At 62.0% G+C, this 24,253-nt stretch carries 26 protein-coding genes and 1 pseudogene; 12 read left to right on the forward strand and 15 right to left on the reverse strand.

Annotation, left to right across the window (positions count from 1 at the left end; all coding sequences use genetic code 11):
• Positions 1–71 precede the first annotated feature (71 nt).
• Positions 72–977 carry a LysR family transcriptional regulator gene (locus SMD27_RS04735; protein ID WP_320507170.1) on the reverse strand — a complete coding sequence of 302 codons (906 nt, stop codon included), beginning with the start codon at positions 975–977 and terminating at the stop codon, positions 72–74.
• Positions 978–1,156: 179 nt separating this feature from the next.
• On the opposite strand from SMD27_RS04735, the pseudogene SMD27_RS04740 reads away from it, so the two are divergent.
• The 3 genes and pseudogenes from SMD27_RS04740 to SMD27_RS04750 all read left to right on the forward strand — a co-directional run bounded on the left by SMD27_RS04740 (position 1,157) and on the right by SMD27_RS04750 (position 3,133).
• Positions 1,157–2,280 (forward strand): annotated as a pseudogene (locus SMD27_RS04740) (MFS transporter).
• A 10-nt stretch (positions 2,281–2,290) separates the two neighbouring features.
• Complete coding sequence (locus SMD27_RS04745) at positions 2,291–2,614, forward strand: NAD-dependent epimerase/dehydratase family protein (RefSeq protein ID WP_320507171.1); 324 nt, start codon at positions 2,291–2,293, stop codon at positions 2,612–2,614.
• Positions 2,615–2,677: 63 nt separating this feature from the next.
• Complete coding sequence (locus tag SMD27_RS04750; RefSeq protein WP_320507172.1) at positions 2,678–3,133, forward strand: GNAT family N-acetyltransferase; 456 nt, start codon at positions 2,678–2,680, stop codon at positions 3,131–3,133.
• A 40-nt stretch (positions 3,134–3,173) separates the two neighbouring features.
• Here the strand turns inward: SMD27_RS04750 and epsC are convergent, their stop codons facing one another.
• The 5 genes from epsC to SMD27_RS04775 form a co-directional block, all read right to left on the reverse strand.
• Positions 3,174–4,190 carry a serine O-acetyltransferase EpsC gene (epsC, locus tag SMD27_RS04755; RefSeq protein WP_320507173.1) on the reverse strand — a complete coding sequence of 339 codons (1,017 nt, stop codon included), beginning with the start codon at positions 4,188–4,190 and terminating at the stop codon, positions 3,174–3,176.
• 285 nt (positions 4,191–4,475) lie between these two features.
• Positions 4,476–5,648 (reverse strand): 23S rRNA (adenine(2503)-C(2))-methyltransferase RlmN, encoded by a 1,173-nt coding sequence (gene rlmN / locus SMD27_RS04760; protein ID WP_379991098.1) that lies wholly within the window; start codon positions 5,646–5,648, stop codon positions 4,476–4,478.
• 41 nt (positions 5,649–5,689) lie between these two features.
• The gene (locus tag SMD27_RS04765) at positions 5,690–6,223 is read right to left on the reverse strand and encodes an invasion associated locus B family protein (protein WP_320507174.1); all 534 of its coding nucleotides are present in this window, start codon (positions 6,221–6,223) and stop codon (positions 5,690–5,692) included.
• Between the two features lie 100 nt (positions 6,224–6,323).
• A complete protein-coding gene (locus tag SMD27_RS04770; protein ID WP_320507175.1) occupies positions 6,324–6,911 on the reverse strand; it encodes a DMT family transporter in 588 nt (195 codons plus the stop codon).
• Positions 6,899–7,240 (reverse strand): hypothetical protein, encoded by a 342-nt coding sequence (locus SMD27_RS04775; RefSeq protein WP_320507176.1) that lies wholly within the window; start codon positions 7,238–7,240, stop codon positions 6,899–6,901. The genes SMD27_RS04770 and SMD27_RS04775 overlap by 13 nt, the downstream gene beginning before the upstream one ends.
• A 90-nt stretch (positions 7,241–7,330) precedes the next feature.
• Between SMD27_RS04775 and SMD27_RS04780 the strand changes: the two genes are divergently transcribed.
• The gene (locus tag SMD27_RS04780; RefSeq protein WP_320507177.1) at positions 7,331–7,933 is read left to right on the forward strand and encodes a CGNR zinc finger domain-containing protein; all 603 of its coding nucleotides are present in this window, start codon (positions 7,331–7,333) and stop codon (positions 7,931–7,933) included.
• A gap of 108 nt (positions 7,934–8,041) precedes the next feature.
• On the opposite strand, the gene ahpF is transcribed toward SMD27_RS04780, so the two are convergent.
• From ahpF to SMD27_RS04795, 3 genes are all read right to left on the reverse strand, one after another.
• Positions 8,042–9,622, reverse strand: a complete 1,581-nt coding sequence (gene ahpF, locus SMD27_RS04785; RefSeq protein ID WP_320507178.1) for an alkyl hydroperoxide reductase subunit F — start codon at positions 9,620–9,622, stop codon at positions 8,042–8,044.
• Positions 9,623–9,743: 121 nt separating this feature from the next.
• The gene (ahpC, locus tag SMD27_RS04790) at positions 9,744–10,307 is read right to left on the reverse strand and encodes an alkyl hydroperoxide reductase subunit C (RefSeq protein ID WP_320507179.1); all 564 of its coding nucleotides are present in this window, start codon (positions 10,305–10,307) and stop codon (positions 9,744–9,746) included.
• Between the two features lie 178 nt (positions 10,308–10,485).
• On the reverse strand, positions 10,486–11,100 hold the full coding sequence (locus tag SMD27_RS04795) for an RNA methyltransferase (protein WP_320507180.1): 615 nt from the start codon (positions 11,098–11,100) through the stop codon (positions 10,486–10,488).
• 111 nt (positions 11,101–11,211) lie between these two features.
• On the opposite strand from SMD27_RS04795, the gene SMD27_RS04800 reads away from it, so the two are divergent.
• The 6 genes from SMD27_RS04800 (at position 11,212) to SMD27_RS04825 (ending at position 17,305) form a co-directional block, all read left to right on the forward strand.
• Positions 11,212–12,291 carry an asparaginase gene (locus SMD27_RS04800; protein WP_320507181.1) on the forward strand — a complete coding sequence of 360 codons (1,080 nt, stop codon included), beginning with the start codon at positions 11,212–11,214 and terminating at the stop codon, positions 12,289–12,291.
• A 27-nt stretch (positions 12,292–12,318) separates the two neighbouring features.
• Positions 12,319–13,308, forward strand: a complete 990-nt coding sequence (locus SMD27_RS04805; protein WP_320507182.1) for an NADPH:quinone oxidoreductase family protein — start codon at positions 12,319–12,321, stop codon at positions 13,306–13,308.
• A gap of 145 nt (positions 13,309–13,453) precedes the next feature.
• Positions 13,454–14,071, forward strand: coding sequence for a class I SAM-dependent methyltransferase (locus tag SMD27_RS04810; RefSeq protein WP_320507183.1), 618 nt, complete (start codon positions 13,454–13,456; stop codon positions 14,069–14,071).
• A 108-nt stretch (positions 14,072–14,179) separates the two neighbouring features.
• Positions 14,180–16,099 carry a threonine--tRNA ligase gene (gene thrS / locus SMD27_RS04815; protein ID WP_320507184.1) on the forward strand — a complete coding sequence of 640 codons (1,920 nt, stop codon included), beginning with the start codon at positions 14,180–14,182 and terminating at the stop codon, positions 16,097–16,099.
• A gap of 203 nt (positions 16,100–16,302) precedes the next feature.
• A complete protein-coding gene (gene infC / locus SMD27_RS04820) occupies positions 16,303–16,845 on the forward strand; it encodes a translation initiation factor IF-3 (RefSeq protein ID WP_320507561.1) in 543 nt (180 codons plus the stop codon).
• A 22-nt stretch (positions 16,846–16,867) separates the two neighbouring features.
• Positions 16,868–17,305 carry a hypothetical protein gene (locus SMD27_RS04825; protein WP_320507185.1) on the forward strand — a complete coding sequence of 146 codons (438 nt, stop codon included), beginning with the start codon at positions 16,868–16,870 and terminating at the stop codon, positions 17,303–17,305.
• 37 nt (positions 17,306–17,342) lie between these two features.
• Here the strand turns inward: SMD27_RS04825 and SMD27_RS04830 are convergent, their stop codons facing one another.
• Entirely contained in the window at positions 17,343–17,849 is a 507-nt protein-coding gene (locus tag SMD27_RS04830; RefSeq protein ID WP_320507186.1) for a DinB family protein, read from the reverse strand.
• A gap of 89 nt (positions 17,850–17,938) precedes the next feature.
• Positions 17,939–18,163 carry a DUF1127 domain-containing protein gene (locus tag SMD27_RS04835; protein WP_320507187.1) on the reverse strand — a complete coding sequence of 75 codons (225 nt, stop codon included), beginning with the start codon at positions 18,161–18,163 and terminating at the stop codon, positions 17,939–17,941.
• A 213-nt stretch (positions 18,164–18,376) separates the two neighbouring features.
• Here SMD27_RS04835 and SMD27_RS04840 point away from each other — a divergent pair, with 213 nt between their 5' ends.
• On the forward strand, positions 18,377–19,360 hold the full coding sequence (locus SMD27_RS04840) for a transcriptional regulator GcvA (protein ID WP_320507188.1): 984 nt from the start codon (positions 18,377–18,379) through the stop codon (positions 19,358–19,360).
• Between the two features lie 36 nt (positions 19,361–19,396).
• On the opposite strand, the gene SMD27_RS04845 is transcribed toward SMD27_RS04840, so the two are convergent.
• The 4 genes from SMD27_RS04845 to SMD27_RS04860 form a co-directional block, all read right to left on the reverse strand.
• Positions 19,397–20,659 carry a tetratricopeptide repeat protein gene (locus tag SMD27_RS04845; RefSeq protein WP_320507189.1) on the reverse strand — a complete coding sequence of 421 codons (1,263 nt, stop codon included), beginning with the start codon at positions 20,657–20,659 and terminating at the stop codon, positions 19,397–19,399.
• Between the two features lie 99 nt (positions 20,660–20,758).
• A complete protein-coding gene (locus SMD27_RS04850) occupies positions 20,759–21,331 on the reverse strand; it encodes a DUF924 family protein (protein ID WP_320507190.1) in 573 nt (190 codons plus the stop codon).
• 10 nt (positions 21,332–21,341) lie between these two features.
• A complete protein-coding gene (locus SMD27_RS04855) occupies positions 21,342–21,962 on the reverse strand; it encodes a glutathione S-transferase family protein (protein WP_320507191.1) in 621 nt (206 codons plus the stop codon).
• A 188-nt stretch (positions 21,963–22,150) separates the two neighbouring features.
• Positions 22,151–22,873 (reverse strand): Bax inhibitor-1/YccA family protein, encoded by a 723-nt coding sequence (locus SMD27_RS04860; RefSeq protein ID WP_320507192.1) that lies wholly within the window; start codon positions 22,871–22,873, stop codon positions 22,151–22,153.
• A gap of 230 nt (positions 22,874–23,103) precedes the next feature.
• On the opposite strand from SMD27_RS04860, the gene trpS reads away from it, so the two are divergent.
• Entirely contained in the window at positions 23,104–24,132 is a 1,029-nt protein-coding gene (trpS, locus tag SMD27_RS04865) for a tryptophan--tRNA ligase (protein ID WP_320507193.1), read from the forward strand.
• Positions 24,133–24,253 lie beyond the last annotated feature (121 nt).

A 24,253-nucleotide genomic window follows, 5' to 3' on the forward strand; every position in this document is an offset into this window, starting at 1 on the left:
CCCAGTCCGGGGCGGCGGCAACACGCATTCATGAAGGGCTTCATCTACCCTAAAGCGTGAGGCTGCCCTGGTTAGTCGAGCTTCACATGTTCGGCGAGGAAATCGAGAAAGACGCGGACCCGCGAGGGCAGCGGTCCGTTCTGGCCGAGGAAGACGGCGTGAATATCCTCGGTATCGCCGGGATTGCAGTCTTCGAGCACCGGCACCAGCCGCCCTGCCCTGATGTCATCCCGCACCTGGAAAGCACCGAGCCGAGCGAGGCCGACACCTGCCAGAACCAACTGACGCAGCGCGTCGCCATCGCTGATTAATGTATTGCCAAGTGGCGCCACCATCGCCGGCGTGCCGTTCTCGATCAACGGCCAGCCTTCGATGGCGCGGGCATAGCAGAAGGTGAGCAGATTATGCCTGGCGAGATCGGCGGGTTTTTGCGGCAGACCATGGCGCTCGATATAGCTGGGCGCGGCGATGATGGTCATGCGGGTTTCGCCGAGCTTCCGGGCCAGCAGGCGGGAACTTTTCAGCGGCCCCGCCCGCACCGCCACATCGGTGCGTTGCTCCAGCAGATCGATCACCGTATCGGTCAGCACGATATTGAGCTTCACCGCCGGATAGAGATCGAGGAATTTCGGCATCAGTGGCAGCAGGATCTGCCGGCCGAAGGGGACATTGGCGTTGACCCGGAGCCGGCCCGAGGGGACGTCGCTCGTCCCGGCAGCGCGTTCCGCTTCGTCGAGATCGGCAAGAAGCCGGATGCTGCGCTCATAAAAGGCGGAACCTTCGGGTGTCAGCTCCAGGCGCCGGGTCGAGCGGTTGATCAACCGGGCGGCGAGCCGGGCCTCGAGCCGGGCGACCAGCTTGCTGACGGCGGAAGGCGTCATGCGATAAGCCCGGGCGGCGGCGGAAAAGCCGCCCAGCTCCACCACCCGGGCGAAGACTTCCATTTCGCCAAAACGATTGACGTCGAGACGGGCCATTTGGTGAGTTCATTTCACAGATGATTTTCTTTTGCGCAGTCTAGTCCACAATCACCTTTGCATCCACTTTTTCTGCGTTTCTCGCATTCGTGGATGTTTTGAACGGAATTACCATGCCACTTGCTCTCTATGCGCTCACCGCCGGCGCCTTCGGGATCGGCGTCACCGAATTCGTCATCATGGGGCTGCTGCTCGACGTGGGCAGCGATCTCCATGTCTCCATCGCCGCCGCCGGCCTGCTCATCTCCGGCTATGCCCTGGGTGTCGTGGCCGGGGCGCCGCTGCTTACGGCTGTGACGGCGCGGCTGCCGCGCAAGACCACTTTGGTGGCCTTGATGGTGATCTTCACCCTGGGCAATGGGCTTTGCGCTCTGGCACCGAGCTATGGCTGGCTGATGGCTGCGCGGATCATCACCGCCTTTGCCCATGGCACCTTCTTTGGCGTCGGCTCCGTGGTGGCCACGGGTCTGGTGGCGCCCCAGCGCCAGGCTCGGCCATCGCCATCATGTTCACCGGCCTCACCGTCGCCAATATTCTCGGTGTGCCCTTGGGGACTTGGCTCGGTCATGCAATGGGATGGCGCGCCACATTCTGGGCGGTGAGCGCAATCGGGGTGCTCGCTTTGGCGGTGATTGGCCTCTTCGTGCCGCGCGACAAGACGGCGCCGGAAGCCATCAATCTCGCCGCTGATTTCCGCGCCTTGCTGCGGGGTCCGGTGTTGCTGGGCTTGTTAACCACCGTTCTGGGCTTTGCCGGTGTCTTTACCGTTTTCACCTATGTTGCACCCTTGCTGACGCAGATCACCGGCTTCGCCGACAGCGCCGTCTCGCCCATTCTGCTGGTCTTTGGCGGCGGCCTCGTGGTCGGCAACCTGCTGGGCGGGCGGCTGGCCGACTGGCGTCTGCTGCCGACCTTGCTTGGCAGCATGCTGGCCCTGGCGCTGATCCTGGGTGCGATGACCTTCGCATTCCATGACAAGATTGCTGCGGTCGTCTTCATCGGCTTGCTGGGTGCTGCCGGCTTCGCCACGGTCCCGCCATTGCAGATCTGGGTGCTGAAGAAAGCCGAAGGTGCAGGCCAGAGCCTTGCCTCCAGCTTCAATATCGGTGCCTTCAATCTCGGCAACGCCCTCGGTGCCTGGCTGGGCGGCGCGGTGATCGACAGCCGGCTGGGGCTCGGCGCCGTGACCTGGGTCGCCGCTTTGGTGCCGTTGGCCGCCATCCTGGTCGCGCTTTGGGCGCTGTATCTCGATCGGCGGCCCGTGGCCTCGCCGCGCGTCGCTGCAAGCTGCTCGGCGGAATAAGGCACATGCCATGACAACGGATCGAAAAGTCGCTTTAGTGGCGGGCGCACAGGGAGTGATCGGCCGCAACCTCATTGAGCATCTGAAGACGCTGGAACATTGGGACGTCATCGGCCTCTCGCGCCGGGTCGGTGGCGATGACGGCCGGGTACGCCAACCTTGCGGTTTCCCGGCAAGCCGGGCGCGCTTCGGCGATTTCGTCTTCTCCTGGGATTACGACATGTTCGCCGATGGCTCCAAGGCGCGGCGCTTCGGCTTCCATGAATTCGTCGATACAGAAAAGATGCTGGTGGAAATCGTCGTGGATTTCCGGCGTCGCAAGTTCATTCCATAAGCTTGCCCGGCCGCGTGGCATGCTTATCATCGCCCTCCACGCAGCAATCACACATGTCAGGAAATGGCTGAAAGCGAAACTTTACGACGAGCAGTGCCGGCGGATGCTTCGGCGATCCGGACGCTAACGCATGCGGCTTATGCGAAATGGCTGCCGGTACTGGGCCGCGAGCCGAAACCGATGACGGCGGATTACGACCAAGCGGTGCGCGAACATCTGATCGATTTGCTGGTCGTCGGCGATAGATTGGCGGCGCTGGTCGAAACCATTCCGATGGCGGATCACCTGCTGATCGAAAATCTCGCCGTCTCGCCCGACTTCCAGCGGCGCGGCTATGGGCGGCGTCTGGCATTGCATGCCGAAGAGCTGGCACGTTCGCGCGGCTATAGCGAGATTCGGCTCTATACCAACAAGCTGTTTGCGGAGAATATCGCGCTCTACCGGCGGCTCGGCTATGGCCTCGACCGCGAGGAGCCGTTCAAGGGCGGCTTCCTGGTACATATGAGCAAACGCGTCTGAGACGCGGCAGGTCGTCCCCGCCGCGTCGTCCAGATTTGTTTCAGATGCCGCTGCCGTCCTGCAGGCCCAGGCTGATCAGATGCTGATCGCCGTGGCTGCTCTTCGCCTGGGTGATGATGCTGCCGGGCGGGACGCTCTGGGTCAGCCAGACATTGCCGCCAATGATGGAATCGCGGCCGATGGTGATGCGGCCGAGCACGGTCGCGCCGGCATAGATCACCACATTATCCTCGATGATCGGATGACGCGCACCGCCCTTGACGAGTGCGCCGGTCTCGTCGGCCGGCAGTTTGCGCGCCCCCAAAGTGACGGCCTGATAGAGGCGCACATTGCGGCCGATAATGGCGGTTTCGCCGATCACCACGCCGGTGCCGTGGTCGATGAAGAAACCGGCATCGATCTGCGCTGCCGGATGGATGTCGATGCCGGTCGCCGATTGGGCGATGCTGGCGATCAGCCGGGCGATGAAGGGCGCGCCGAGGCGTTGCAATGCGTGGGCTAGACGATGATGGATGATCGCCGTGATACCGGGATAGCAGAGCAGCAGCTCGGAAATGCTGGTTGCCGCCGGATCGCCGCTATAGGCCGCCATCAGGTCGCTGACCAGCGCAGCACGGATCTCCGGCAATTGGCGGGCGAAGGCGCTGGTGATTTCACCTGCGCATTGCACCGCTTCGGCTGGCGTCGGCGTCTCCGCCTTGTGGCACGCCTCGCGACCAAGGGAGAGGCTGCGCCTGACCTGTTCCTTGAGCGCCGTTAGGCCGTTATGCAAGCGGTCGCCGACATAAAAATCGATGCTGTCGTCGCTGAGGTCCGGCCGGCCGTAATGGGTGGGGAAAAGCGCCGCCGAGAGATCATTGACGATCTCGCCCACCACAGCACGCGAGGGAAGGTTCCGCACCTCGCCGCGATGCCGGATCTTGTTGGCTGATTCGCGCGAATGGCGCAATTCCGCAACGATGGCATTCAATGACCAATCCGTCAGGGACGAGTCATCAGCTTGCCGTTCTCCTCGGGACCGGTCCGTAGACGTGTCCGCCGGTGCGATCCTGTTCATCGCCCTCTCCTCACTGCTTTTGCTGAAGCGTAACTCAGCGCAAGTGATCGGGCGCCTGATGAATTTTCACGGAGCTGCGAGAAAAACTTACGGGTGCCCTAAAAAAATCACGTCCGACATCAAAACGTAACGTATCGATCCTCTCCGGTTATTGGAAGGAATCCATCATGTGGTATCGCTACACGCAGGGACACTCAATTGCTGCGACCCCGCTGGCCGCGTCGGTCGCGATGACAGCCGCGAAGCCAGCCGGGCGCGCGCCTGATCGCTTGAGGTGGGCAGCCGCTACGCGGCGGCGTCGCGCGCCGAACGGCGCAGCTTGACGCTTTCGCTCTTCAACTGCCCGCAGGCCGCCATGATGTCCTCGCCACGCGGCGTGCGGACCGGGCTGGCATAGCCGGCATTGAAGACGATATCGCTGAAAGCGTTGATCGCGGCATCGGTCGAGCGTTCGTAAGGCGCCCCCGGCCACGGATTGAAGGGGATCAGGTTGACCTTGGCGGGAATGCCCTTGATCAGCTTCACCAAGGCGCGGGCGTCGGCCGGGCTGTCATTGATGCCCTTCAGCATCACATATTCGAAGGTGATGCGCCGGGCATTGCTCAAGGTCGGATAATCGCGGCAGGCCTGCATCAATTGGGCGATCGGATATTTCTTGTTGATCGGTACGATTTCGTTGCGCAGCTCGTCGGTGACGGCATGCAGCGAGATCGCCAGGCTGACGCCCAGTTCCTGGCCGCAGCGTTCGATCATCGGCACGACGCCGGCGGTTGACAGGGTGATCTTGCGCTTGGAGATGGAAATCCCCTCGCTATCCATCACGATCTTCAGTGCTTTGGCGACGTTCTCGTAATTGTAGAGCGGCTCGCCCATGCCCATCATGACGATATTCGACAGCATGCGCCCGTCCTGGGGCGATGGCCATTCGCCGAGATGGTCGCGGGCATTCATCACCTGGCCGACGATTTCGGCGGCGGTCAGGTTGCGCACCAGCTTCTGGGTGCCGGTATGGCAGAACTTGCAGGTAAGCGTGCAGCCGACCTGGGAGGAGACGCAGAGCGTGCCGCGATCCTCTTCGGGGATATGCACCGATTCGACTTCCTGCCCGTCGGGAAACTTCAGAAGCCATTTGCGGGTGCCGTCGATCGACTGGCGGTCGACGGTGATCGCCGGGCGCTGCACCACGAAACGCTCAGTGAGCGCGGCGCGAAAGTCCTTGGAGAGATTGCTCATCTTGGCGAAGTCGGTCTCGCCGCGATGATAAATCCAGTTCCAGAGCTGGCGGGCGCGAAAAGCCGGCTGGCCGATCGAGGTCATCGCCTCGGTCAGTTCTTCGCGGCTCAAGCCGACAAGATTGACGAACTCGGCATTCTGCGCCGTCGCCGTCGCATCTTTTGCCGCTACGTCCGGGACAATAGCTGCCGGCTGCGGCGCGTTGCTCTGGTGATCGATCTGCATTCCGTTTCCTTCCGAACGCCCGGCAATCCGATCACGTTCGTTCACATGCCGCAGGCCCGCGAAATCTTGCTATAGGCCTTGGCAAAACCGCTCAAACTGTATTTGTCCTGCGCCTTGGTGCCGCCGGCTGAGGTCGCCTGCACGGTCATCCAATCCGCTTTCTTCATCGCCGCCACGATCTGACGGTCGAGGCTGTTGCTGCTGGCCCAGGCACGATCGCCCTGGATCTTCTGCAGCGTGTAACTGCGTTTGCCGATCCGCAGGCTGACCCCCGTCCCCTTCCGAGGGCTGAAGCCGAGCGCGATGCTGACTTGATCCCGGGCGCCGCCACCTGCCGCATGCGTTATCATCGCGCCGGTCGCCGATCGGCCATCGACGCCGGCACTGACCGAACTGGGAACGCTGCTCATATAGCACAAGGTGGTGCCGTTTTCCGCCACGCTCTTGGCCAGCCAGTCGCCATAGATGCCAAGCAATTTCGGCTCCGCCGCGGCAGCTCGCGCCGGGGCCGGCAAAGCGGCGCCAATAAACCACAGCCCAGCAAGCCCTGCCAGGGCAAAAACCTTCTTCCGCATGATCTTCTCTCCGGTTCGGAAAGATAACAGGTTAACGCCGGAAAATCCAGTTTTAGTCGTGGTTTAGGCACTGTCAGTTTTATTCGGGATGTCAGGAAGTTTAGGCTGGCGCGGCTGCCTGACCAGATTTGTCGCGGGTCGTCAGGACCAGGCCGCAGACGATGACCGCGCCCCCCGCCAAGGCCATGACGCTCGGCCATTCGCTGAAAATCAGCACCGCGAAAATCGTCGCAAGGACCGGCATGCCATAGCCGAGCGTGGCCGCCATCGCAGTCGGCAGGACCCGCAGCGCGCGGTTGAGGGCCAGCAGTGATATGAGGGTGAGCACCGCATAGACCATCATGAAGCCCCAGTCCTGCGCCGTCCTGGGCAGAAAATGCGGCTCCGCCACGGCGAGCGGCAGGGTGCCGAGGGTAGCGCCGAGGCTTTCCCAAAAGGCCACCATGGCTGCGTCATGGCGCCGGGACAGCTCAGCCGTGATCAAGAAAGAGACGGCATAGAACACAGCCGCCCCGAGCGCCATGGTATTGCCGGTCCAGTCGCTCTGGCCGCTATAGCGGTGCATTGACATCAAGGCAATACCGCCAAAGCAGAGCGCGCAGCCGGTCCACAAACGCCAGCCGGCCTGTTGTGCCAGGAGTGTCACGCCGATCAGCGCCACCAGGACCGGATAGATCATGACCAGCATGCTGGCTTCAAGATGGTGGTGCGCAGGATGGCGCCGTTCCAGAGCACGAGGTCGCCTGCATAAAGCAGGCCGGCCAGCAAGGCGAGGCCGCCATCTCGTCGGGGCAAAGTGGGGAACAATGGTGTCGGCCTGTTTTCTTTGGCGGCGGTCTGCCGGCCGGCGCGATAGGCCAACAACAAAGCCGGCAGCAGGCAAAAGGCGAGGCGCCAGAAGGCGGTCGAGGCGGCGTCGACGGGGCTCAGGCGAATCAAGGCCGGGCCGAAGGCCGAACAGAAGACACTTAGACCCATGATCCAGACGCCGGCGGGCAAGGAGCGATCGGTTGTCATGTCTGTAACCTGTGAAAATCATTTTGACAGTTACAATGTGACATGAGATATTGAAACCAGTCAAACGTATTTAGGAGGTATCACGGAAATATGTCGGGCGACTCGCAGAATGCGGCTTCTTTGGTTCCGGTGCCTAACCACGAGTTTTGCGGGGGCCGGCTGGCGGTGGATTTTTGCAACACGCTCTCTCTCCTCCGGCCGGCGCCACGGGACGACCGGCTGCGGGACCTCGCATCTTTCGTGGCCTGGGCGAAGCGGGCGGGGTGGGAGATCGCCGGGGCTGATGCGGGGGACCTTACAGGGTTCCGCAGCCTGCGGGAGCGCCTGCGCAATCTCTTCACGGCAGCCATCGACGGCAGTCCTATGGCGGCGGCGGATATTGATGCCCTGGACGGGGCAATGACAGATGCTTTGTCGGCGCTGCGGCTAATTCCCGGCACTGACCGGCCGCTTTCCTGGCGGGACGCGGCAAGACCGGTCGACCGGCTGCGCCATGCCATCGCCCGCGATGCGGTCGATTTGCTGACCGCCGCCGAGCCGGCCAGGCTGAAACGCTGCCCGGGAGAAGATTGCAGTTGGCTATTCTATGACAGCAGCAAAAACGGCACCCGGCGCTGGTGCGCGATGGAAGATTGCGGCACCCGGGACAAGGTGCGGCGCTTCCGCGAAAAGCAGGCGGCACCGACCAAATGACAAATCCCCGGAACTGGTCGTTGACCGTTCCGGGGAAGTCTTGGCGACTGCCAGTCTGGCTTTCGAAGATGCCGACTGGGCGCCGGTCCGGCGGTGGACTGGAGTGTGTCAGGCGGCCGCTTTATCGGCCGTCGGCACTTGCCGGATCAGATGGTCAAAGGCGGCGAGGGATGCCTTGGCGCCTTCACCCATGGCGATGACGATCTGCTTGTAAGGCGCCGTGGTGGCATCGCCGGCGGCGAAGATGCCCGGATGAGACGTCTGGCCGCGATGATCAACCTCGATCTCGCCGCGCGTGGTCAACGCCAGGCTATCCTTCAGCCATTCGGTATTGGGCACCAGGCCGATCTGCACGAAGATGCCTTCAAGTTCGATCCGATGCTGCGTATCGCTGTTGCGGTCGCGATAGGTCAGCGCCGTCACCTTGCTGCCATCGCCATGCACTTCGGTGGTCAAGGCCGAGGTGATGACGGTGACATTGTGCAGGCTGTTCAGCTTGGCCTGCAGCACCGCATCGGCGCGAAGCTGGCTGTCGAACTCGATCAAGGTCACATGGGCAACGATGCCGGCCAGATCGATCGCCGCCTCGACGCCGGAATTGCCGCCGCCGACCACCGCCACGCGCTTGCCCTTGAACAGCGGGCCATCGCAATGGGGGCAATAGGCGACACCCTTGTTGCGGTATTCGGCTTCACCCGGCACGTTCATCTGCCGCCAGCGGGCGCCGGTCGCCAGAATGACGCTGCGGGCCTTCAGCACGGCGCCGCTGGCGAGATGCACCTCATGCAGGTCGCCGGCCGTCGCACCGGGGACGAGCTTCTCCGCGCGCTGCAGATTCATGATGTCGACCTCATAGGTCTTCACATGCTCTTCAAGCGCCGCCGCCATTTTGGGGCCTTCGGTATGGGGCACCGAGATGAAGTTCTCGATGCCCATGGTGTCCAGCACCTGGCCGCCGAAGCGCTCGGCAGTGACGCCGGTGCGGATACCCTTGCGGGCGGCATAGATGGCCGCAGCGGCGCCGGCCGGGCCGCCACCCACCACCAGCACATCGAAGGCGGCCTTGTCCTTCAGCTTCGCGGCGGCGCGCGCTTCCGCGCCGGTATCGATCTTGGCCAGGATCTGTTCCAGGCTCATGCGGCCCTGGGCGAAAGGCTCGCCGTTCAGATAGACCGAGGGCACGGCCATGACCTGGCGCGAATCGACTTCCGACTGGAACAAGGCGCCGTCGATCGAGACATGCTTGATCCGGGGGTTGATGACGCTCATCAGGTTGAGGGCCTGCACCACATCGGGGCAGTTCTGGCAGGACTGCGAGAAATAGGTTTCGAAATGATACTCACCGTCGAGACCATGGATCTGCTGAATGACCTCTTCGGCGGTCTTGGAGGGATGGCCGCCGACTTGCAGCAGCGCCAGCACCAAGGAGGTGAATTCATGGCCCATCGGCAGGCCGGCGAAGCGCACGGCGATCGCGGTGCCGGTGCGGCGAATGGCGAAGGAAGGCTTGCGGGCATCATCGCCGTCGGTCACGACCGTGACCTGGTTCGACAAAGCGGCGATTTCCTCCAGCAGCTCCCGCATTTCCCGGGAGGCTTCGCTGTCATCGAGCGACGCCACCAGTTCCACCGGCTGCGTGATGCGCTCCAGATAGGCAGCTAACTGTTCTTTCAGATTGGCGTCCAACATCGGTGTGGTTCCCCAGGCAAAGAGACGGTGATTCCCCGAGCCGGATCCGAGCGAACTCGAATCCGGTCACAGGTTCAAATAATCCCGCGGTTAACGGAGACCGCCGGTAAGTAAGGCCGGCTTAGATCTTGCCGACCAGGTCGAGTGACGGCGCGAGGGTCTTCTGACCTTCCTTCCAGGCGGCCGGGCAGACTTCACCCGGATGAGCGTGGACATACTGTGCTGCCTTGATCTTGCGGAGCAGTTCCTTGGCGTCACGGCCGATGCCGCCGGCGGTGATCTCGACGATCTGGATTACGCCGTTCGGGTCGACGACAAAGGTGCCGCGATCGGCGAGACCGGCTTCCTCGATCAGCACGTCGAAGTTGCGGCTGATCTTCAGCGTGGGATCACCCAGCATCGTGTACTTGATCTTCTTGATGGCCGGGGACATGTCGTGCCAGGCCTTGTGGGCGAAATGGGTGTCGGTGGAGACGCTGTAGATTTCCACCCCGAGCTTCTGGAACTCGGCATAATTGTCGGCGAGATCTTCCAATTCGGTCGGGCAGACGAAGGTGAAGTCGGCCGGGTAGAAGAAGAAGACCGACCACTTGCCCTTGAGATCCGCATCGCTAACGGAAATGAACTTCCCACCCTTGAACGCTTCGGTCTTGAAGGGTTTCAGGTTGGTGTTAATCAATGACATTTTTGTACTCTCCAGTCCTTGTGGGTTGAATTGGCAAGGCGATAGATAACAATTCCCAATCCATCTATCCAATGGATTATTTAAGACATAATGATCGAAAAATCCGATCATTGGGCGACCATGGGTTGGACGGTCCCCTGATACCGGGAACTCCCTTGGAACAGCCTAGAGATGGGGATCAATCGCTGCCGGAGCCAGTCCTATCGGGCGCCGGAGCTGCGGCATTCTGCGCCGCCGCGTCCTTGGCGAGGCGCTTCTTTTTCCATTTTGGCAGGCCGTGGCGGTGCTGTGGCAGAACAGAAGTGGGGCCGCCGACACGGACCGGCCGTTCGGCGAAGCGGCCAAGACTGATCATGCGGTCATACATGACCAAAGCCGCCGCCACCGAGACATTGACGCAGAAGCGGGTCGGGATCTTGACGATGAAATCGCAGCGTTCGATCAAAGCCGGCGACAGGCTGTCCTGTTCGGCGCCCAGCACATAAGCCGCGGCGGGCGGATGGGTGAAGCTTGGCAGGTCGACCGCATCTTCGGTGATTTCCACTCCGACCAGCCGGCAACCCACGGGCAGGCTGAACTCGCTCAGGTCCGGATAGACATGCACCGGCATGTTGTTGATGGCGACCGAGGTATCCGATTGCAGCACCAGGTCGGTATCGAATTCCGCATTGATGGTGAAGGCGAAGCTGGCATGAAAGGCATGGGCGGTGCGCAGAATGGCGCCCAGATTCATCGGCTTCGAAATCCCGTCGACGCCAATACCGAAATAGCCGCGCGGCAGCTGTCGCTCCATTTTACCGATCCGTTCTGTCAGACTTGCGCACAACTTGCATAGCGGGCGGGGGCAAGGCAAGGTGCCGCAGAGAAACCGCGACACAGATGCCCTAACCGACGGACCGATGACATGACCGCTGCCGACAAGCCCGCTGCCGATAAACCCACCGTCCGAGCGCATTTTCCACAGGGGAGCGACCGCAATATCGCGCCGATCCTGGTTGAAGTGGTGCGCGGCCAGATGGTGGAAAGCCGGCACCGGGCAACGGTGGCCATCGTCGATGCCGAAGGCCATGTCGTGGGCGCCTGGGGCGATATCGAGCAGCCGATTTACGGCCGCTCCGCGATCAAGCCGCTGCTGGCGCTGCCGCTGGTCGAATCCGGCGCCGCCGATCGCTTCGGTCTGACCACCGCGGAAATTTCCCTGGCGACCGCTTCCCATAACGGAGAGAAGCGGCATACCGAGACGGTGCTGGCCTGGCTCGCCAAGGTCGGCTTGACGGTGGACGATCTCGAATGCGGCGCGCATATGCCCTATGACGAGCCGACGGCGCAAGCGATGTGGGCCCATGGCGAACGGCCAACCCGCGCACATAACAACTGCTCCGGCAAGCATAGCGGCTTCCTCACCACCGCCGTGCATCTCGGCGAGCCGACCAAGAACTACATCCAATACGAACATCCGGTGCAGCAGCGGCTGCTCGGTGTGCTGGAACAGATGAGCGGCTGCGAGCTGGGCGCGGTGCCCCGCGGCATCGATGGCTGCGGCATCCCCGTCATCGCCATCCCGCTCGGCAATACCGCCCTCGCCATGGCGCGTCTCGCCGATCCCAGCGGCCTGCCGGAAAAACGCGCAAAGGCCGCTGGCCGCATCCTCGATGCAATGATGGAAGATCCCTTCATGGTCGCCGGCAGCGACCGCTTCTGCACCACGGTGATGCATGCCACAGGCAAGAAAGCGGCCATCAAGGTGGGCGCCGAAGGCGTCTATTGCGGTGCGCTGCCGGAACTCGGCCTCGGCATCTGCCTGAAGGTGGAAGACGGAGCCGGGCGCGCTGCCGAGATCGTCATGGGTCAGGTGCTGAAGCATCTGAAGGTGATCGACGAGGCGGCGGAAATGAAGCTGCGCGATGTGCTGACGCCGACCCTGAAGAACTGGGCCGGGACGCCGACGGGTCAGATCAGGCCCGCCGCCGACTGTCCGTTCTAACCATTCAAATCATCACGGAGATCGTGCATGCGCGCCATTCAATGTGTCGCCTGGGGTAAGGTTGACGATCTGAAGCTGGCAGATGTGCCGGAGCCGGCTGCGGCCGCCGCCGGCCAGGTCAAGATCAAGGTGGCCGCGGCGGGCCTTAATTTCGCCGATACGCTGATGATCGCCGGGCAATACCAGACGAAGCCGCCTTTGCCTTTCGTGCCGGGACTGGAACTGGCCGGCACGGTGCTCGAGACCGGACCCGATGTCACCCATGTGAAGCCGGGGGACCGGGTGATGGCGATGGCCGATCAGGGCGCCTTTGCGGAAATGGCGCTGGTCCGAAGCGACGATGTCTTCTCTGTGCCGGCGGGCATGGAGTGGCCCGTCGCAGCCGGTTTTCCCATCGCCTATGGCACCTCATTGGGGGCCCTGCAGTGGAAAGCCCATCTCCGGTCTGGCGAGTTGCTGCTGGTGCATGGCGCCGCAGGTGGCGTTGGGTTGACGGCTGTCGAGATCGGCAAGGCCATGGGGGCGACGGTGATCGCCACGGCGGGCGGGGCCGAGAAACTGGCCATCGCCAAGGCGCATGGGGCCGATTACACCATCGACTACAAATCCGAGGATATCCGCGAGCGCGTCAAGGCGATCGCAGCCGAATGCGGCAAGCAGGGGGCAGATGTGGTCTATGATCCGGTGGGCGGCGCGGTCTTCGATGCATCGCTGCGCTGTGTCGCCTGGGGCGCCCGGTTGATCGTCGTCGGCTTCGCCGCCGGCCAGGTCCCGCAGATTCCGGCCAATATCCTGCTGGTGAAAAATATCGATGCTCTGGGCTTCTTCTTCGGTTCCTACCGCCAGCACCGCCCGGACCTGCTGCAGGCTTGCTTCCGCGATTTGGCCGATCTCTATCGCGCCGGCAAGCTGAAGCCCCATGTCTCGCAGGCGCTGCCGCTGGAACGCTTTCAGGAAGCTTTCGATCTGCTGATTCAGCGTCGCTCGACCGGCAAGGTCGTTCTGACATTGACGTGAGGGGCGGCCAATCTTCTTGGAATGCTTATCTTGGAACTATGGGTTTCGGGCTCCGTTTGACTTATATATCCTGACTTGAATGCGCCGATTCTGTCACCTTGCTGATGACGGCGCCGATTACCGAATATCGTTGGGCACCGCCGAAATGTTTGCCGAATCGAAGCTGCTCTTCAAGCTCTGGCTCAAGAATCCCCTGAAGATCGGCGCCGTTGCCGTCAGCAGCCCGGAACTTGCCTCCGCCATGGCGCGCCAGATACCTGTCGGTGACGGCTATGTCGTGGAGCTGGGCGGTGGGACCGGGCCGGTGACCCGGGCGATCCTCGCGGCGGGCACTCAGCCTGAGCGGCTGGTTGTCGTCGAGCGCGATCCTACCCTCTATCGCTTGCTCTGCGAGCGCTATCCAAATGTGCGGGTGATCCTCGGCGATGCCATGCATCTGCAATCGCTGCTGAAGCGTGAAGGCATCACGCCGGTCAAGGCGGTGGTCAGCAGCCTGCCCCTGCTTTCGATGAAGAAGGCCGTGCAATACCGGATCGGCGCCCAGGCCTTCGCGGCGCTGGAGCCCGGCGCACCTTTCATCCAATTCACCTATGGCCTGTTTTCGCCCCTGCCCCGGCGCCGGCTGGGGGTTCAGGGCGGGGTGCAGGATCGTGTCTTGCAGAACCTGCCGCCCGCCAGCGTCTGGCTCTATCACAAGCCGGAACGGCCCGGCGGCAGGCCGCATCATCCGGCATCTCACCACGGGCTGCGGCGCGCCGGCTAGGGGCATTGCGCCTGTGGCCGGTGCGATGCTTGACACCGGGTCGAATCCTTCTAAAGTCCCGCTCTTCGCCGGTTTCCCGGCGTTTTTGCACCAATGGGACAAGAATTAATGCCGACGATTACCCTGCCCGATGGCAGCCAGCGACCCTATCCGGCGCCGCTTTCGGGTGCCGATCTCGCTGCCTCCATCGGTTCCGGCCTGGCCAAGGCGGCCCTGGCGATCAAAATTGACGGCAAGGTCAAGGACCTCGCCACGGTCATCGATCATGACGCCAAGGTGGAAATCGTCACCCGAACCCACCCGGATGCGCTGGAGCTTTTGCGCCACGACGCCGCCCATGTGATGGCCGAGGCGGTGCAGGAGCTGTACCCCGGCACGCAGATTACCTTCGGTCCGGCGACCGAAACCGGCTTTTATTACGACTTCCATCGCGAGGAGCCGTTCACGCCGGAGGATTTCGCCAAGATCGAAAAGCGGATGGCGGAGATCGTCGATCGCAATGAAGCGATCACGCGCGAAATCTGGACCCGCGACCAGGCGGTGGACTACTTCAAATCGATCGGCGAGACCTTCAAGGCCGAATGGATCAAGGAGATCCCGGCCGACGAAGAAATCAGCATCTATCGCCAGGGCAAGTGGCTCGACCTTTGTACCGGGCCGCATCTGCCGTCGACCGCGAAGCTCGGCAAGGCCTTCAAGGTGATGAAGCTCTCCGGCGCCTATTGGCGCGGTGACGCGAACAACCCCCAATTGCAGCGCATCTACGGCACGGTCTGGGCCGATGACAAGCAGCTGAAAGATTATCTGACGCAGCTTGAAGAAGCCGAGAAGCGCGATCATCGCCGCCTGGGCCGCGAGATGGACCTGTTCCATCAGCAGGAGGAGGCGGCTGGCGCGGTGTTCTGGCACCCGAAGGGCTGGACCTTCTACCGCACGCTGGAAAACTATATCCGGCGCCGCCTCGACGACGCCGGCTATGTCGAAGTGAAAACCCCCCAGATCATGGACCGCAGCTTGTGGGAGCGGTCCGGCCATTGGGAGAAGTTCCACGAGAACATGTTCATCGTACAGGATGACGAGAATCATGTGCTCGCGGTGAAGCCGATGAACTGCCCGGGCCATGTGCAGATCTTCCGCCAGGGCCTGACCAGCTATCGCGACCTGCCCTTGCGCATGGCGGAGTTCGGTGCTTGCCATCGCAACGAACCGTCGGGCGCCTTGCATGGCATCATGCGGGTCCGTGCATTTACCCAGGACGATGCCCATATCTTCTGCACGGAAGATCAGATCGTCACCGAAACCAAGGCTTTCTGCGACTTGCTGCGCTCGGTCTATCGCGATTTCGGTTTCGAGGATGTGCGGGTGAAATTCTCCGACCGGCCGGAAAAGCGCGCCGGGTCGGATGAAACCTGGGACAAGGCCGAGGCAGCGCTCAAAGGTGCGACCACGGCTGCGGGTTTGGAATTCACGCTCAATCCCGGCGAAGGCGCGTTCTATGGGCCGAAGCTGGAATTCGTGTTGCGCGACACGATCGGACGGGACTGGCAATGCGGCACGTTGCAGGTCGATTTCGTCCTGCCGGAACGCCTTGATGCCTCTTATGTCGGCGAGGATGGTGCGAAGCACCGGCCGGTCATGCTGCACCGGGCGATCTTCGGGTCGATGGAGCGTTTCATCGGCATTCTGATCGAGCATTATGCCGGCAAGTTTCCGCTCTGGCTGGCGCCGTTGCAGGTGGTGGTTTGCACCATCGTCTCGGATGCGTCGCCTTATGCGGAGAAGGTCGCCGCCGCCTTGCGGGCGGCCGGCTTGAAGACCGAACTCGATCTGCGCAACGAGAAGATCGCCTATAAGGTGCGCGAGCATAGCCTCGCCAAGGTGCCCGTCATCATCGCTGTCGGTAAGCGCGACGAGGAAGGCGGCACGGTGGCGATCCGCCGTCTCGGCTCCAATGACCAGAGCGTGCTGCCCCTGGCGGAGGCGGTGGAAATGCTTGGTGCCGAGGCGAAATCGCCGCTCGATCGATGAGAATGACCGATTTGCGACAACCGGTCGGATGATCGATGTTTTAAGCTTCATGGCAAAATTGCCGGCTGCGCATGCGCAGCCGGCGAATTGAACCCGGCGGGTATTTGGTGGCATAATGCGCCGCCACCGTTCGGGCGGCGGGCCGGTCCCGCCGAGACAGGTGGTTTGTTTGTTAGTGACGTCAACTGCGACAGGAGTTTTCCATATCTAGGTTCAACACCCAGGACAACGCGCCATCTCGCGATGCGGGGCCGCGAGTCAACAATCAGATCAATGTGCAGCAAGTGCGGCTGGTGCTGGAAGACGGCTCCATGCATGGCGTGGTGACAACCCGCGAAGCACTGAGCATGGCAGCCGAAGCCGGCCTCGACCTCGTCGAGATTTCGCCTACTGCGACGCCGCCGGTTTGCAAGATCCTCGATTACGGCAAGTTCAAATACGAAAATCAGAAGCGCAAAAACGAAGCCAAGAAGAAGCAGAAGGTCATCGAGGTCAAAGAGATCAAGATGCGCCCCGGCATCGACCAGCATGATTATGATGTGAAGATGCGCGCGATCCACCGCTTCCTCGAAGAAGGCGACAAGGTGAAGGTCACCATGCGCTTCCGCGGCCGTGAAATGGTGCACCAGGAACTGGGGGTGAAGGTATTGGACAAGGTGAAGGCAGAGCTCGACGCCATCGCCAAGGTCGAATCCCATCCGAAGATGGAAGGCCGCCAGATGATCATGGTGGTGGCGCCGAAATAAGCGCCGTGTCGAAAGGGCGTGGATGACGCAGGACTCGCTCGAGCATCCTACTTCCCAGGCCGCTTCCCTGTCCGGTCCCGGCAATCTTCCCGCACAGCCCGGGAAGTCGGCGCCGCAGCGTTTGCCCGATGCGGCATTTGCCGGCGAGATCACCGACCGGGATGTGATCGATCATGAAGGCGCGCCGATCGAAGATCGGGGCGCCTTTCGCCGTTATATGCCATTCAAGCCGCCGGTTGCCGGGGCTCTCAGTGTGATCTTCGCCATCGCCGCCTTTTACCGGACGACGATCTTGCTGGCGCCGCTGGCCCTGATCGCTGGGATCGTTGCGCTCTGTCGACGGCAGTATAATTGGGGGCTGATCGGCATCATCGCCGCAGTCGCAGCGCTGCTGACCGATATCACCTTCTGGAGCTTGGTCGGCGCTGCCTGGATGGTGCGCTGGCTGGTCTGGAGCTGAGGGTCGTTAAGGCGGGCGCCTGATCAGCTTTGGCGGTTCAGCCCGCCTCTCCCACCTTGACCATGAAGGCGGCGAAATCGAGATCGGGCGGCGCTACCTCGGTCGATGACAGCATGGCATGGACCTGCCCGCGGTGATGGGTCTGATGATTGAAGAAATGTGCCAACACCGATTCGACCGGCATCGAAACAGCCTGGCCGTTCGTCACGCTGGTATAGTGCAGGGTTCCGGCGAACCAGCTTTCCGCTGCATCATCCATCACGCGGCAGATGCGCGCATCCTCGACCTGGCGAGCCGCCCAGAGATGCTGGAACAGCGGATGCGGGATCTCATCCAGGCGGCGATGGGGAATGTCGCAGCCTTCGAACCGTGCCAGCCAGATCCGGTCGCCAACATAGAGGTGATTGAGCGTGCGACAGATCGACGGAAAGAAGCCACTGCGGGGTGCCTGGAAAGCCGTGGCATCCAGGGCCGAGACCGCCGCATAGAGGCGCTCGTTGGCCCACTGATTGAAGCGCGCGAAACGCCGAAAATAATTTTTCATCTCGGCGTTCCGCGCCCCTTTCGTGATCTCTGTGATAATCGGTCTATTCGGCCGGGTATTGCCAACCGCGCAGTTGGGCCAATCACCGGTCAGGGCCGCCAGAAGGGCTTTTCCCATTCATAGGTCGCTTCACCCCGCGACAGGCCGATATCCTTCAGCATGGCATCGGACATCCCGGCAAGAGCGCGGCGCGCACGATGGCGCTCGCTCCAGATCTCCAAGTGATTGACCAGACGGGAAAACGCTGAAGCACTTTGACGCCGCGCGGCATGGTGGCCGGTCACGGTCGAGGACGAGCAACTGACTTGAGCCATGATCCACCTCTTATTGCTGCGTTATTACCCTTCTTCCTCTCCCCGGAGCGCGTCGCCGCAGCGTGGCTAGGGAAAAATTCAGGTGTTACAAATTAACTTATGACCTGATTTGAGGAAGCTCATGAAGAGTAGAATTGTCTTGATTTCTGCGGAAAACAAACGATCATTCCTCAGAGGATTCGTGAGAAAAATAAACACGTAAGCGAGTCGCCCATGGTTGCCTATCCACCGCTGAAAGCCGTTCGTTATTTCGAGGCGGCGGCCCGTCATTTAAGCTTTTCCAAAGCGGCCGAGGAGCTGAGCGTGACCCACAGCGCCATCAGCCATCAGATCAAGGCTCTGGAATCCTGGCTCGGCGTGCCGCTCTTCGAGCGCGGCACCAGGCAGGTGGCTTTGACCGATGCCGGCCGCCGGTTCCTGCCGCCGGTACGCTCAGGTCTGCTGCAGATCGCCGAAGCGGCGCGCGATGTTTCCATTGCCACAAGGGGCGGGCCGATCGTTGTCAGCGTGTTGCCCTCGGTGGCAGCGCGCTGGTTGGTGCCGAAGCTGCACGACTTTCGCTCCCGTCATCCGGATATCGATGTGCGGATTTCCGCGACCGGCCGGGTCGAGACCATCGGCGATGGCGATATCGATATCGCCATCCGTTTCGGGCGCGGCCACTGGAGCGGCGTGACAGCGGAATTGCTGTTGGCCAATGACCTGTTCCCGGTCTGCAGCCCGAAATTGCCCAGCGAGGACAAGCCGCTAAAGGAGCCGCGCGACCTCCTGCAATATCCCCTCCTGACCGATTCTGACTGGGCCGGCGCCAACTACGATTTCTGGCGCGACTGGCTGACTGCTGCAGGCGTGGAAGATGCGCGCTATCGGCCGGGCCTCAGCTTCAATGTCTCCAACCTGCTGATGCAGGCGGCGGTGGACGGGCTCGGCATCGCCATCGGCAATACCATGCTGGCCGGCGAGGATCTGCGCCAGGGACGGCTGATCCGGCCGTTCGATTTCACCGTCTGGCCGGATAGCGGCTTTTATGTCTGCTACGCCAAATCGGCCTTGCAGCGGCCGAAGATCAAGGCCTTCCGTGATTGGCTGTTCGACCAGATCGAAGTCGACCGCCAGATGCAGCAGGGTCCCAATGGCCGCGGCCCGGTGACCAGCGGCATCCTCCAGCCGGCAACACCGGAAAAGATCGGCGCCTGAGGCGCCAACCGGCATCGCGTTCGCAAACCTTGCTTGCTACTGCTCCGGGGTCTGCTGCGGTGCGGCCGTGGGCTGCCCCGGTGAGACGGCTGCATCGGCACCGGGCTTAAATGCTGCCGGCGGCGGTGCTGCGGGCGGCAGAGTATCCGGCGCCGGCGACGCTTCAGTGGCCGGTTCGGCCGGTTGCGCTGGTTCAGCGGATGATGGCGCTGCCGGTGCGGCGGTTTGCGGTGCTGTGGTTTCTGGGACGGCAGCCGGCGCCGATGGCGGGGAGGACGGCAGGGCATTGGCCGGCAGGCTCAGGCGATCGCCTTGCGGCTGCCAGGAGGCCGCCATGGCATTGGCCTGATCGACATCGGCTTCCGGCAAATCGCGGGTCAGCGCATCGCGTTTGGCAATCGCTTCCGCCCTCCCATTTTCCGCCGCCAGTTCATACCAGACCAGGGCCTGGATTTGATTATGCGGGACGCCCTCGCCATCGGCATAGAGATCGCCAAGCGCAAGCATGGCGCGGCCGTTCTTCTGATTGGCGGCGCGATTATAGTAATCGGCGGCGCGGATCGGATCCGGCTGGCCGCTATAGCCGGACTGATACAGCAGTCCCAGATTGTAAAGCGCATCGCTATTGCCCAAGGCGGCGGCGCGTTCATACCAATCATGAGCGGTCTTCGCGTTCTTCTCGACGCCGATCCCTTGCAGATAAGCGGTGCCGAGATCGGCCATGGCAGAAACATTGCCGCCTTGTGCGACGCGCTCCAGCCACTTGGTCGATTCGGCAAGGTCCGGCGCGATGGCGCCGCTGCCCTGACGATAGATGCGGACCAGTTGAAGCTGTGCGAGATCGAGATCCTGGTCACCGGCACGGCGATACCAGCGCACGGCCTCGTTGCTGTCCTGGGGAACGCCACGTCCGGCCTCGTAAAGCCGGGCGAGGCCGTATTGTGCATAGAGCTGGGCGGCGAATATCAGATCGGCCGCCTGGGACCCAAGCTGCGTGCCGTCGAATTGCGTCGGCATGCTGCCGACTTCCGCGGCTTGCCGATACCAGGTGGCCGCCTTGACATAGTCCTTCTGGATTCCGCCATTGCCGCTTTCGTAGATCTTGCCGAGATTATAGGCGGCGACCGGATTGCCGTGTTGCGCTTCGTCCTCCAGCAAGGGGATCGCGCCAGCGACATCATTGCTCCGCAAGGCCGCCTCGGCTGCACGATAATCCGCCAGAGCGGGCGTGGGCGCCACCCAGACACCGCCGGCCAGGCCGGCGGCGAGCAGGGAGGCGCGGAGCAATGACATTTTCATAAATGACCCCTGACATGCCGGTAACGCGAGCGACTGTAGCCCAAGCGTCGCGTTGAAAGGAAGTTGGAAGCGCCGCCGTGAGGGCGTTGCGGGATGCGCTCAGAAGGAGGAATTGGGCTGGCGCAGAAACGCTGCCTCGGCCTCGGTGGTGTCGCGGCCCAAGGCGTCGTTGCGATGGGGGAAGCGGCCGAAACGGACGATGACGTCGCGATGCAGATGGGCGTCATGCAATTGCTCGGCGGCCTCGTCTCGATCGCTCGGTAATGCTTGGTCGAGCCATTGGCCGAATAAGGCGATAGCGCGGTCTTGATCTGCCATTGCCTCGCTATGTTCGAAGGGCAGGTAGATGAAGCGGCGGTGCAAAAAGGGCAGCCGTTGATCGAAACCGCGCTCGATCGCGGTGGCGGCAACCGTGCGGGCGCGGCTGTCGCCGAGAAAGGCTTTCGCCGAGTCGCGATGGATGTTGCGGGCGAATTGATCAAGCAGAATCAGGAGAGCCAGGCTTCCTTCCGGTGACTGGCGCCAGGTCTCGAACCCGCCTTGCTGGGCCTCATGAATGGCGGCGGCAAAGCGGGTCCGGATCTGATCGTCGAAAGCCGGGACCTTCTCGAACCATAAGGCCTGCGCCTGAGGCGAGAACCAGAAATCGAGAATATCGCGCGGCGTGGTCATCTGCTTGCGCTCAGTTGGCCTTGAGCATCCGCTGCACCGCCGGCCGCGCACCGACCAAATCGGCCAGCTTCTTCACATGCGGGAAACGGGTGTTGAGATCCGGGCAGCTATCCTGCCAAGTCGAGAGCATGAAGCAGAAGATATCGGCGGCACTGAAGCGTTCGCCCAGCAGATACGGGCCGTTCTTCTCCAGATGCTTGTCGACGCGGGACCAAATCTCGGCAATCTCGGCCACGGCGCGCGCCTTGATGCCGGCTGCACCTTCGGTTTCGGCAGTGTAGCGCTCGGAATAATAAAAGCGCAGATCCGCCGGTTGCAGCGTATTGGTTAGATGCATGATCCATTGCAGATAGGCCGGGCGGGCGCGATCGGTCGGCGCCGGGGCAAGGCCCGCCTCCGGATGGCGGTCGGCGAGAAAAATGCAGATGCCCGCGCATTCCGCCATGGTGGTGCCGTCCGGCAGGGTCAGTGCTGGGATCTTGCCGGCCGGGTTGAGGGCAAGATAAGCGGGCTGCTGATGCTCACCATTGGCGGTGTCGATTTTTTGCAGCTTGAACGGCACGGCGATTTCCTCAAGCACTGCCTGCGGTGCCATCGAGGCCGCGCCCGGCGAATAATACAGCGTATACATGATTGCTCCCCCTGTCTGAGATGGTCACAAGAAAATCTTGCCGGCGGCAGCCTAGTCGGACTTGCTTGCCAAAGCCAGGGGTCAGGCGGCAAAGCGGGCTGTTAGCGTTCTTGCTATCACCTATGGCGCGGCCACAAAAAAACTGGGGCCCTTTCGGGCCCCAGCAAGCGCTGTATCGAGGCTGCTGTTTAGCGGCGGTCGCCGACGAAACGCAGCAGCATGAGGAAGAGGTTGATGAAGTCGAGATAGAGCGTCAGCGCACCCATGACGACCTTCTTGCCGAGGGTGTCATGGTCGTCGCCTTCCAGATACATCTCCTTCAGCTTCTGGGTGTCATAGGCGGTGAGACCCGTGAAGATCAGGACGCCGATGACGGAGATCGCGAAGCTCATCGCCGAGCTGGCGAGGAAAATGTTGACCAGGCTGGCGATCACGATGCCGATCAGGCCCATGATCAGGAAGCTGCCAATGCCGCTCAGGTCACGCTTCGTCGTGTAGCCGTAAAGGCTCATCGCAGCGAAAGTTGCGGCGGTGATGAAGAAGGTGCGGGCGATGGAGGTCTGGGTATAGACCAGGAAAATCGGCACGAGCCAAAGGCCGTTCAGCACGGCATAGACCCAGAAAGACATCTGCGCCGCACCAGCGGACATGCGACGGATGCCGAAGCTCAGCCAAAAGACCAAGCCGATCGTACCCAGCATCAGCACCCATTGCAGGCGGAGCACGGTTTCGAGAATCTGGGGATGCGTTTCGGCGCTGGCAAAGACGCCATAAGCCGTCAGGCCCGTCAGCGCCAAGCCGGCGGCCATGTAATTGTAGATCTTCAGCATGTAGCTGCGCAGGCCGGCGTCAAGCTCGACCGCCTGGGCCTGCGTGCGGGTCACGTACTCGCGATTCGGTCCGGCGACCATGGTGTTCACTCCCTGTTCCATATGTGGCAGGCGCCATAAAAACCTGCACGTAAGATAATAGAACGATGCCAATGGGTTTCAATAGTCCGTGATCGTGAAATGCCGCAGGTAAGCGGGACAACGCCATGAAAATCCTTGCGAAACCCTGTGCCGGCGGCAATAAACCTGGGCGTCGGGCCAAACCGGCCGATCAGGCGTGGCTTTTTAGGGAATTCGGGGGTCCAAACCCAATGAATCGCATTTTTTCGGGCGTTCAGCCTACCGGCAATCTTCACCTCGGCAATTACCTCGGTGCGGTCCGCAATTGGGTGCGGATGCAGCACGAGATGGAAAGCATCTTCTGCATCGTCGATCTGCACGCCATGACCATGTGGCAGGAACCGGCGGCCCTGCGCCAGGCGACCCGAGAGGTGGCGGCGGCCTTCATTGCGGCTGGGATCGATCCCAAGAATGCCATCATTTTTCCCCAGAGCCAGTGTCGCGCCCATGCGCAACTCGCCTGGCTGTTGAATTGCGTGGCCCGCGTCGGTTGGCTTAACCGCATGACCCAGTTCAAGGACAAGGCGGGCAAGGATCGGGAGAATGCGTCGGTCGGCCTCTATACCTATCCGGTGCTGATGGCGGCGGATATCCTGGCTTATCAAGCCACCCATGTGCCGGTCGGCGAGGATCAAAAGCAGCATCTGGAATTGGCCCGGGATATCGCGCAGAAATTCAACAATGATTACGGCACCGATTTTTTCCCGCTGCCCAATCCGGTGATTGGCGGACCGGCGACGCGGGTCATGAGCCTGCGCGACGGCACCAAGAAGATGTCGAAATCCGATGCATCGGATTACAGCCGGATCAACATGACCGATGATGCCGAAGCCATCGCCCTGAAACTGCGCAAGGCGAAGACCGATCCGCATCCGCTCCCCGGCCTTGCCGATCTCGACGAGAAGGGGCAGTTCAAGGCCGAGATCGATGCTGCCCGCCCGGAAGCGGTCAATCTGCTGTCGATCTATGCCGCTCTGGCGGATCGGCCTTTGATGGAAATTGTCCGCGACTACGAAGGCCGTGAATTCTCGGTCTTCAAGAAGGAGCTGACCGATCTGGCGGTCGCCGTGCTGGGGCCGATCGGCAGCGAAATGAAGCGGCTGCTCGATAATCCGGGGGAGATCGATGCAGTGCTGGGCCAGGGGGCGAGCCGTGCCAGGGCCATTGCCGAGCCGATTTTGCAAAAAGCCGAGGATATTGTCGGCCTGCTGCACGTTTAAGGTGAGTTGCTGTCGTCGCCCTGAAGAAGCTGACGAGCCGGGATATGTCGCATCGCGGTAGGCTTGTCGGGATGCGGCGTCGTCTCCATGTTCAACGCATGATGCGCAAGTGAGGTGCCGG

It is taken from the genome of Dongia soli, from assembly GCF_034044715.1.
GTDB classification, from domain to species: Bacteria; Pseudomonadota; Alphaproteobacteria; order Dongiales; family Dongiaceae; genus Dongia_B; species Dongia_B soli.

Bases quoted from the DNA above. Each gene is read 5' to 3' on its own strand.
- SMD27_RS04735 (WP_320507170.1), bottom strand. From the start codon at position 977: ATGGCCCGTCTCGACGTCAATCGTTTTGGCGAAATGGAAGTCTTCGCC.
- SMD27_RS04745 (WP_320507171.1), top strand. From the start codon at position 2,291: ATGACAACGGATCGAAAAGTCGCTTTAGTGGCGGGCGCACAGGGAGTG.
- SMD27_RS04750 (WP_320507172.1), top strand. From the start codon at position 2,678: ATGGCTGAAAGCGAAACTTTACGACGAGCAGTGCCGGCGGATGCTTCG.
- epsC (WP_320507173.1), bottom strand. From the start codon at position 4,190: ATGAACAGGATCGCACCGGCGGACACGTCTACGGACCGGTCCCGAGGA.
- rlmN (WP_379991098.1), bottom strand. From the start codon at position 5,648: ATGCAGATCGATCACCAGAGCAACGCGCCGCAGCCGGCAGCTATTGTC.
- SMD27_RS04765 (WP_320507174.1), bottom strand. From the start codon at position 6,223: ATGCGGAAGAAGGTTTTTGCCCTGGCAGGGCTTGCTGGGCTGTGGTTT.
- SMD27_RS04770 (WP_320507175.1), bottom strand. From the start codon at position 6,911: ATGCTGGTCATGATCTATCCGGTCCTGGTGGCGCTGATCGGCGTGACA.
- SMD27_RS04775 (WP_320507176.1), bottom strand. From the start codon at position 7,240: ATGACAACCGATCGCTCCTTGCCCGCCGGCGTCTGGATCATGGGTCTA.
- SMD27_RS04780 (WP_320507177.1), top strand. From the start codon at position 7,331: ATGTCGGGCGACTCGCAGAATGCGGCTTCTTTGGTTCCGGTGCCTAAC.
- ahpF (WP_320507178.1), bottom strand. From the start codon at position 9,622: ATGTTGGACGCCAATCTGAAAGAACAGTTAGCTGCCTATCTGGAGCGC.
- ahpC (WP_320507179.1), bottom strand. From the start codon at position 10,307: ATGTCATTGATTAACACCAACCTGAAACCCTTCAAGACCGAAGCGTTC.
- SMD27_RS04795 (WP_320507180.1), bottom strand. From the start codon at position 11,100: ATGGAGCGACAGCTGCCGCGCGGCTATTTCGGTATTGGCGTCGACGGG.
- SMD27_RS04800 (WP_320507181.1), top strand. From the start codon at position 11,212: ATGACCGCTGCCGACAAGCCCGCTGCCGATAAACCCACCGTCCGAGCG.
- SMD27_RS04805 (WP_320507182.1), top strand. From the start codon at position 12,319: ATGCGCGCCATTCAATGTGTCGCCTGGGGTAAGGTTGACGATCTGAAG.
- SMD27_RS04810 (WP_320507183.1), top strand. From the start codon at position 13,454: ATGTTTGCCGAATCGAAGCTGCTCTTCAAGCTCTGGCTCAAGAATCCC.
- thrS (WP_320507184.1), top strand. From the start codon at position 14,180: ATGCCGACGATTACCCTGCCCGATGGCAGCCAGCGACCCTATCCGGCG.
- SMD27_RS04825 (WP_320507185.1), top strand. From the start codon at position 16,868: ATGACGCAGGACTCGCTCGAGCATCCTACTTCCCAGGCCGCTTCCCTG.
- SMD27_RS04830 (WP_320507186.1), bottom strand. From the start codon at position 17,849: ATGAAAAATTATTTTCGGCGTTTCGCGCGCTTCAATCAGTGGGCCAAC.
- SMD27_RS04835 (WP_320507187.1), bottom strand. From the start codon at position 18,163: ATGGCTCAAGTCAGTTGCTCGTCCTCGACCGTGACCGGCCACCATGCC.
- SMD27_RS04840 (WP_320507188.1), top strand. From the start codon at position 18,377: ATGGTTGCCTATCCACCGCTGAAAGCCGTTCGTTATTTCGAGGCGGCG.
- SMD27_RS04845 (WP_320507189.1), bottom strand. From the start codon at position 20,659: ATGAAAATGTCATTGCTCCGCGCCTCCCTGCTCGCCGCCGGCCTGGCC.
- SMD27_RS04850 (WP_320507190.1), bottom strand. From the start codon at position 21,331: ATGACCACGCCGCGCGATATTCTCGATTTCTGGTTCTCGCCTCAGGCG.
- SMD27_RS04855 (WP_320507191.1), bottom strand. From the start codon at position 21,962: ATGTATACGCTGTATTATTCGCCGGGCGCGGCCTCGATGGCACCGCAG.
- SMD27_RS04860 (WP_320507192.1), bottom strand. From the start codon at position 22,873: ATGGTCGCCGGACCGAATCGCGAGTACGTGACCCGCACGCAGGCCCAG.
- trpS (WP_320507193.1), top strand. From the start codon at position 23,104: ATGAATCGCATTTTTTCGGGCGTTCAGCCTACCGGCAATCTTCACCTC.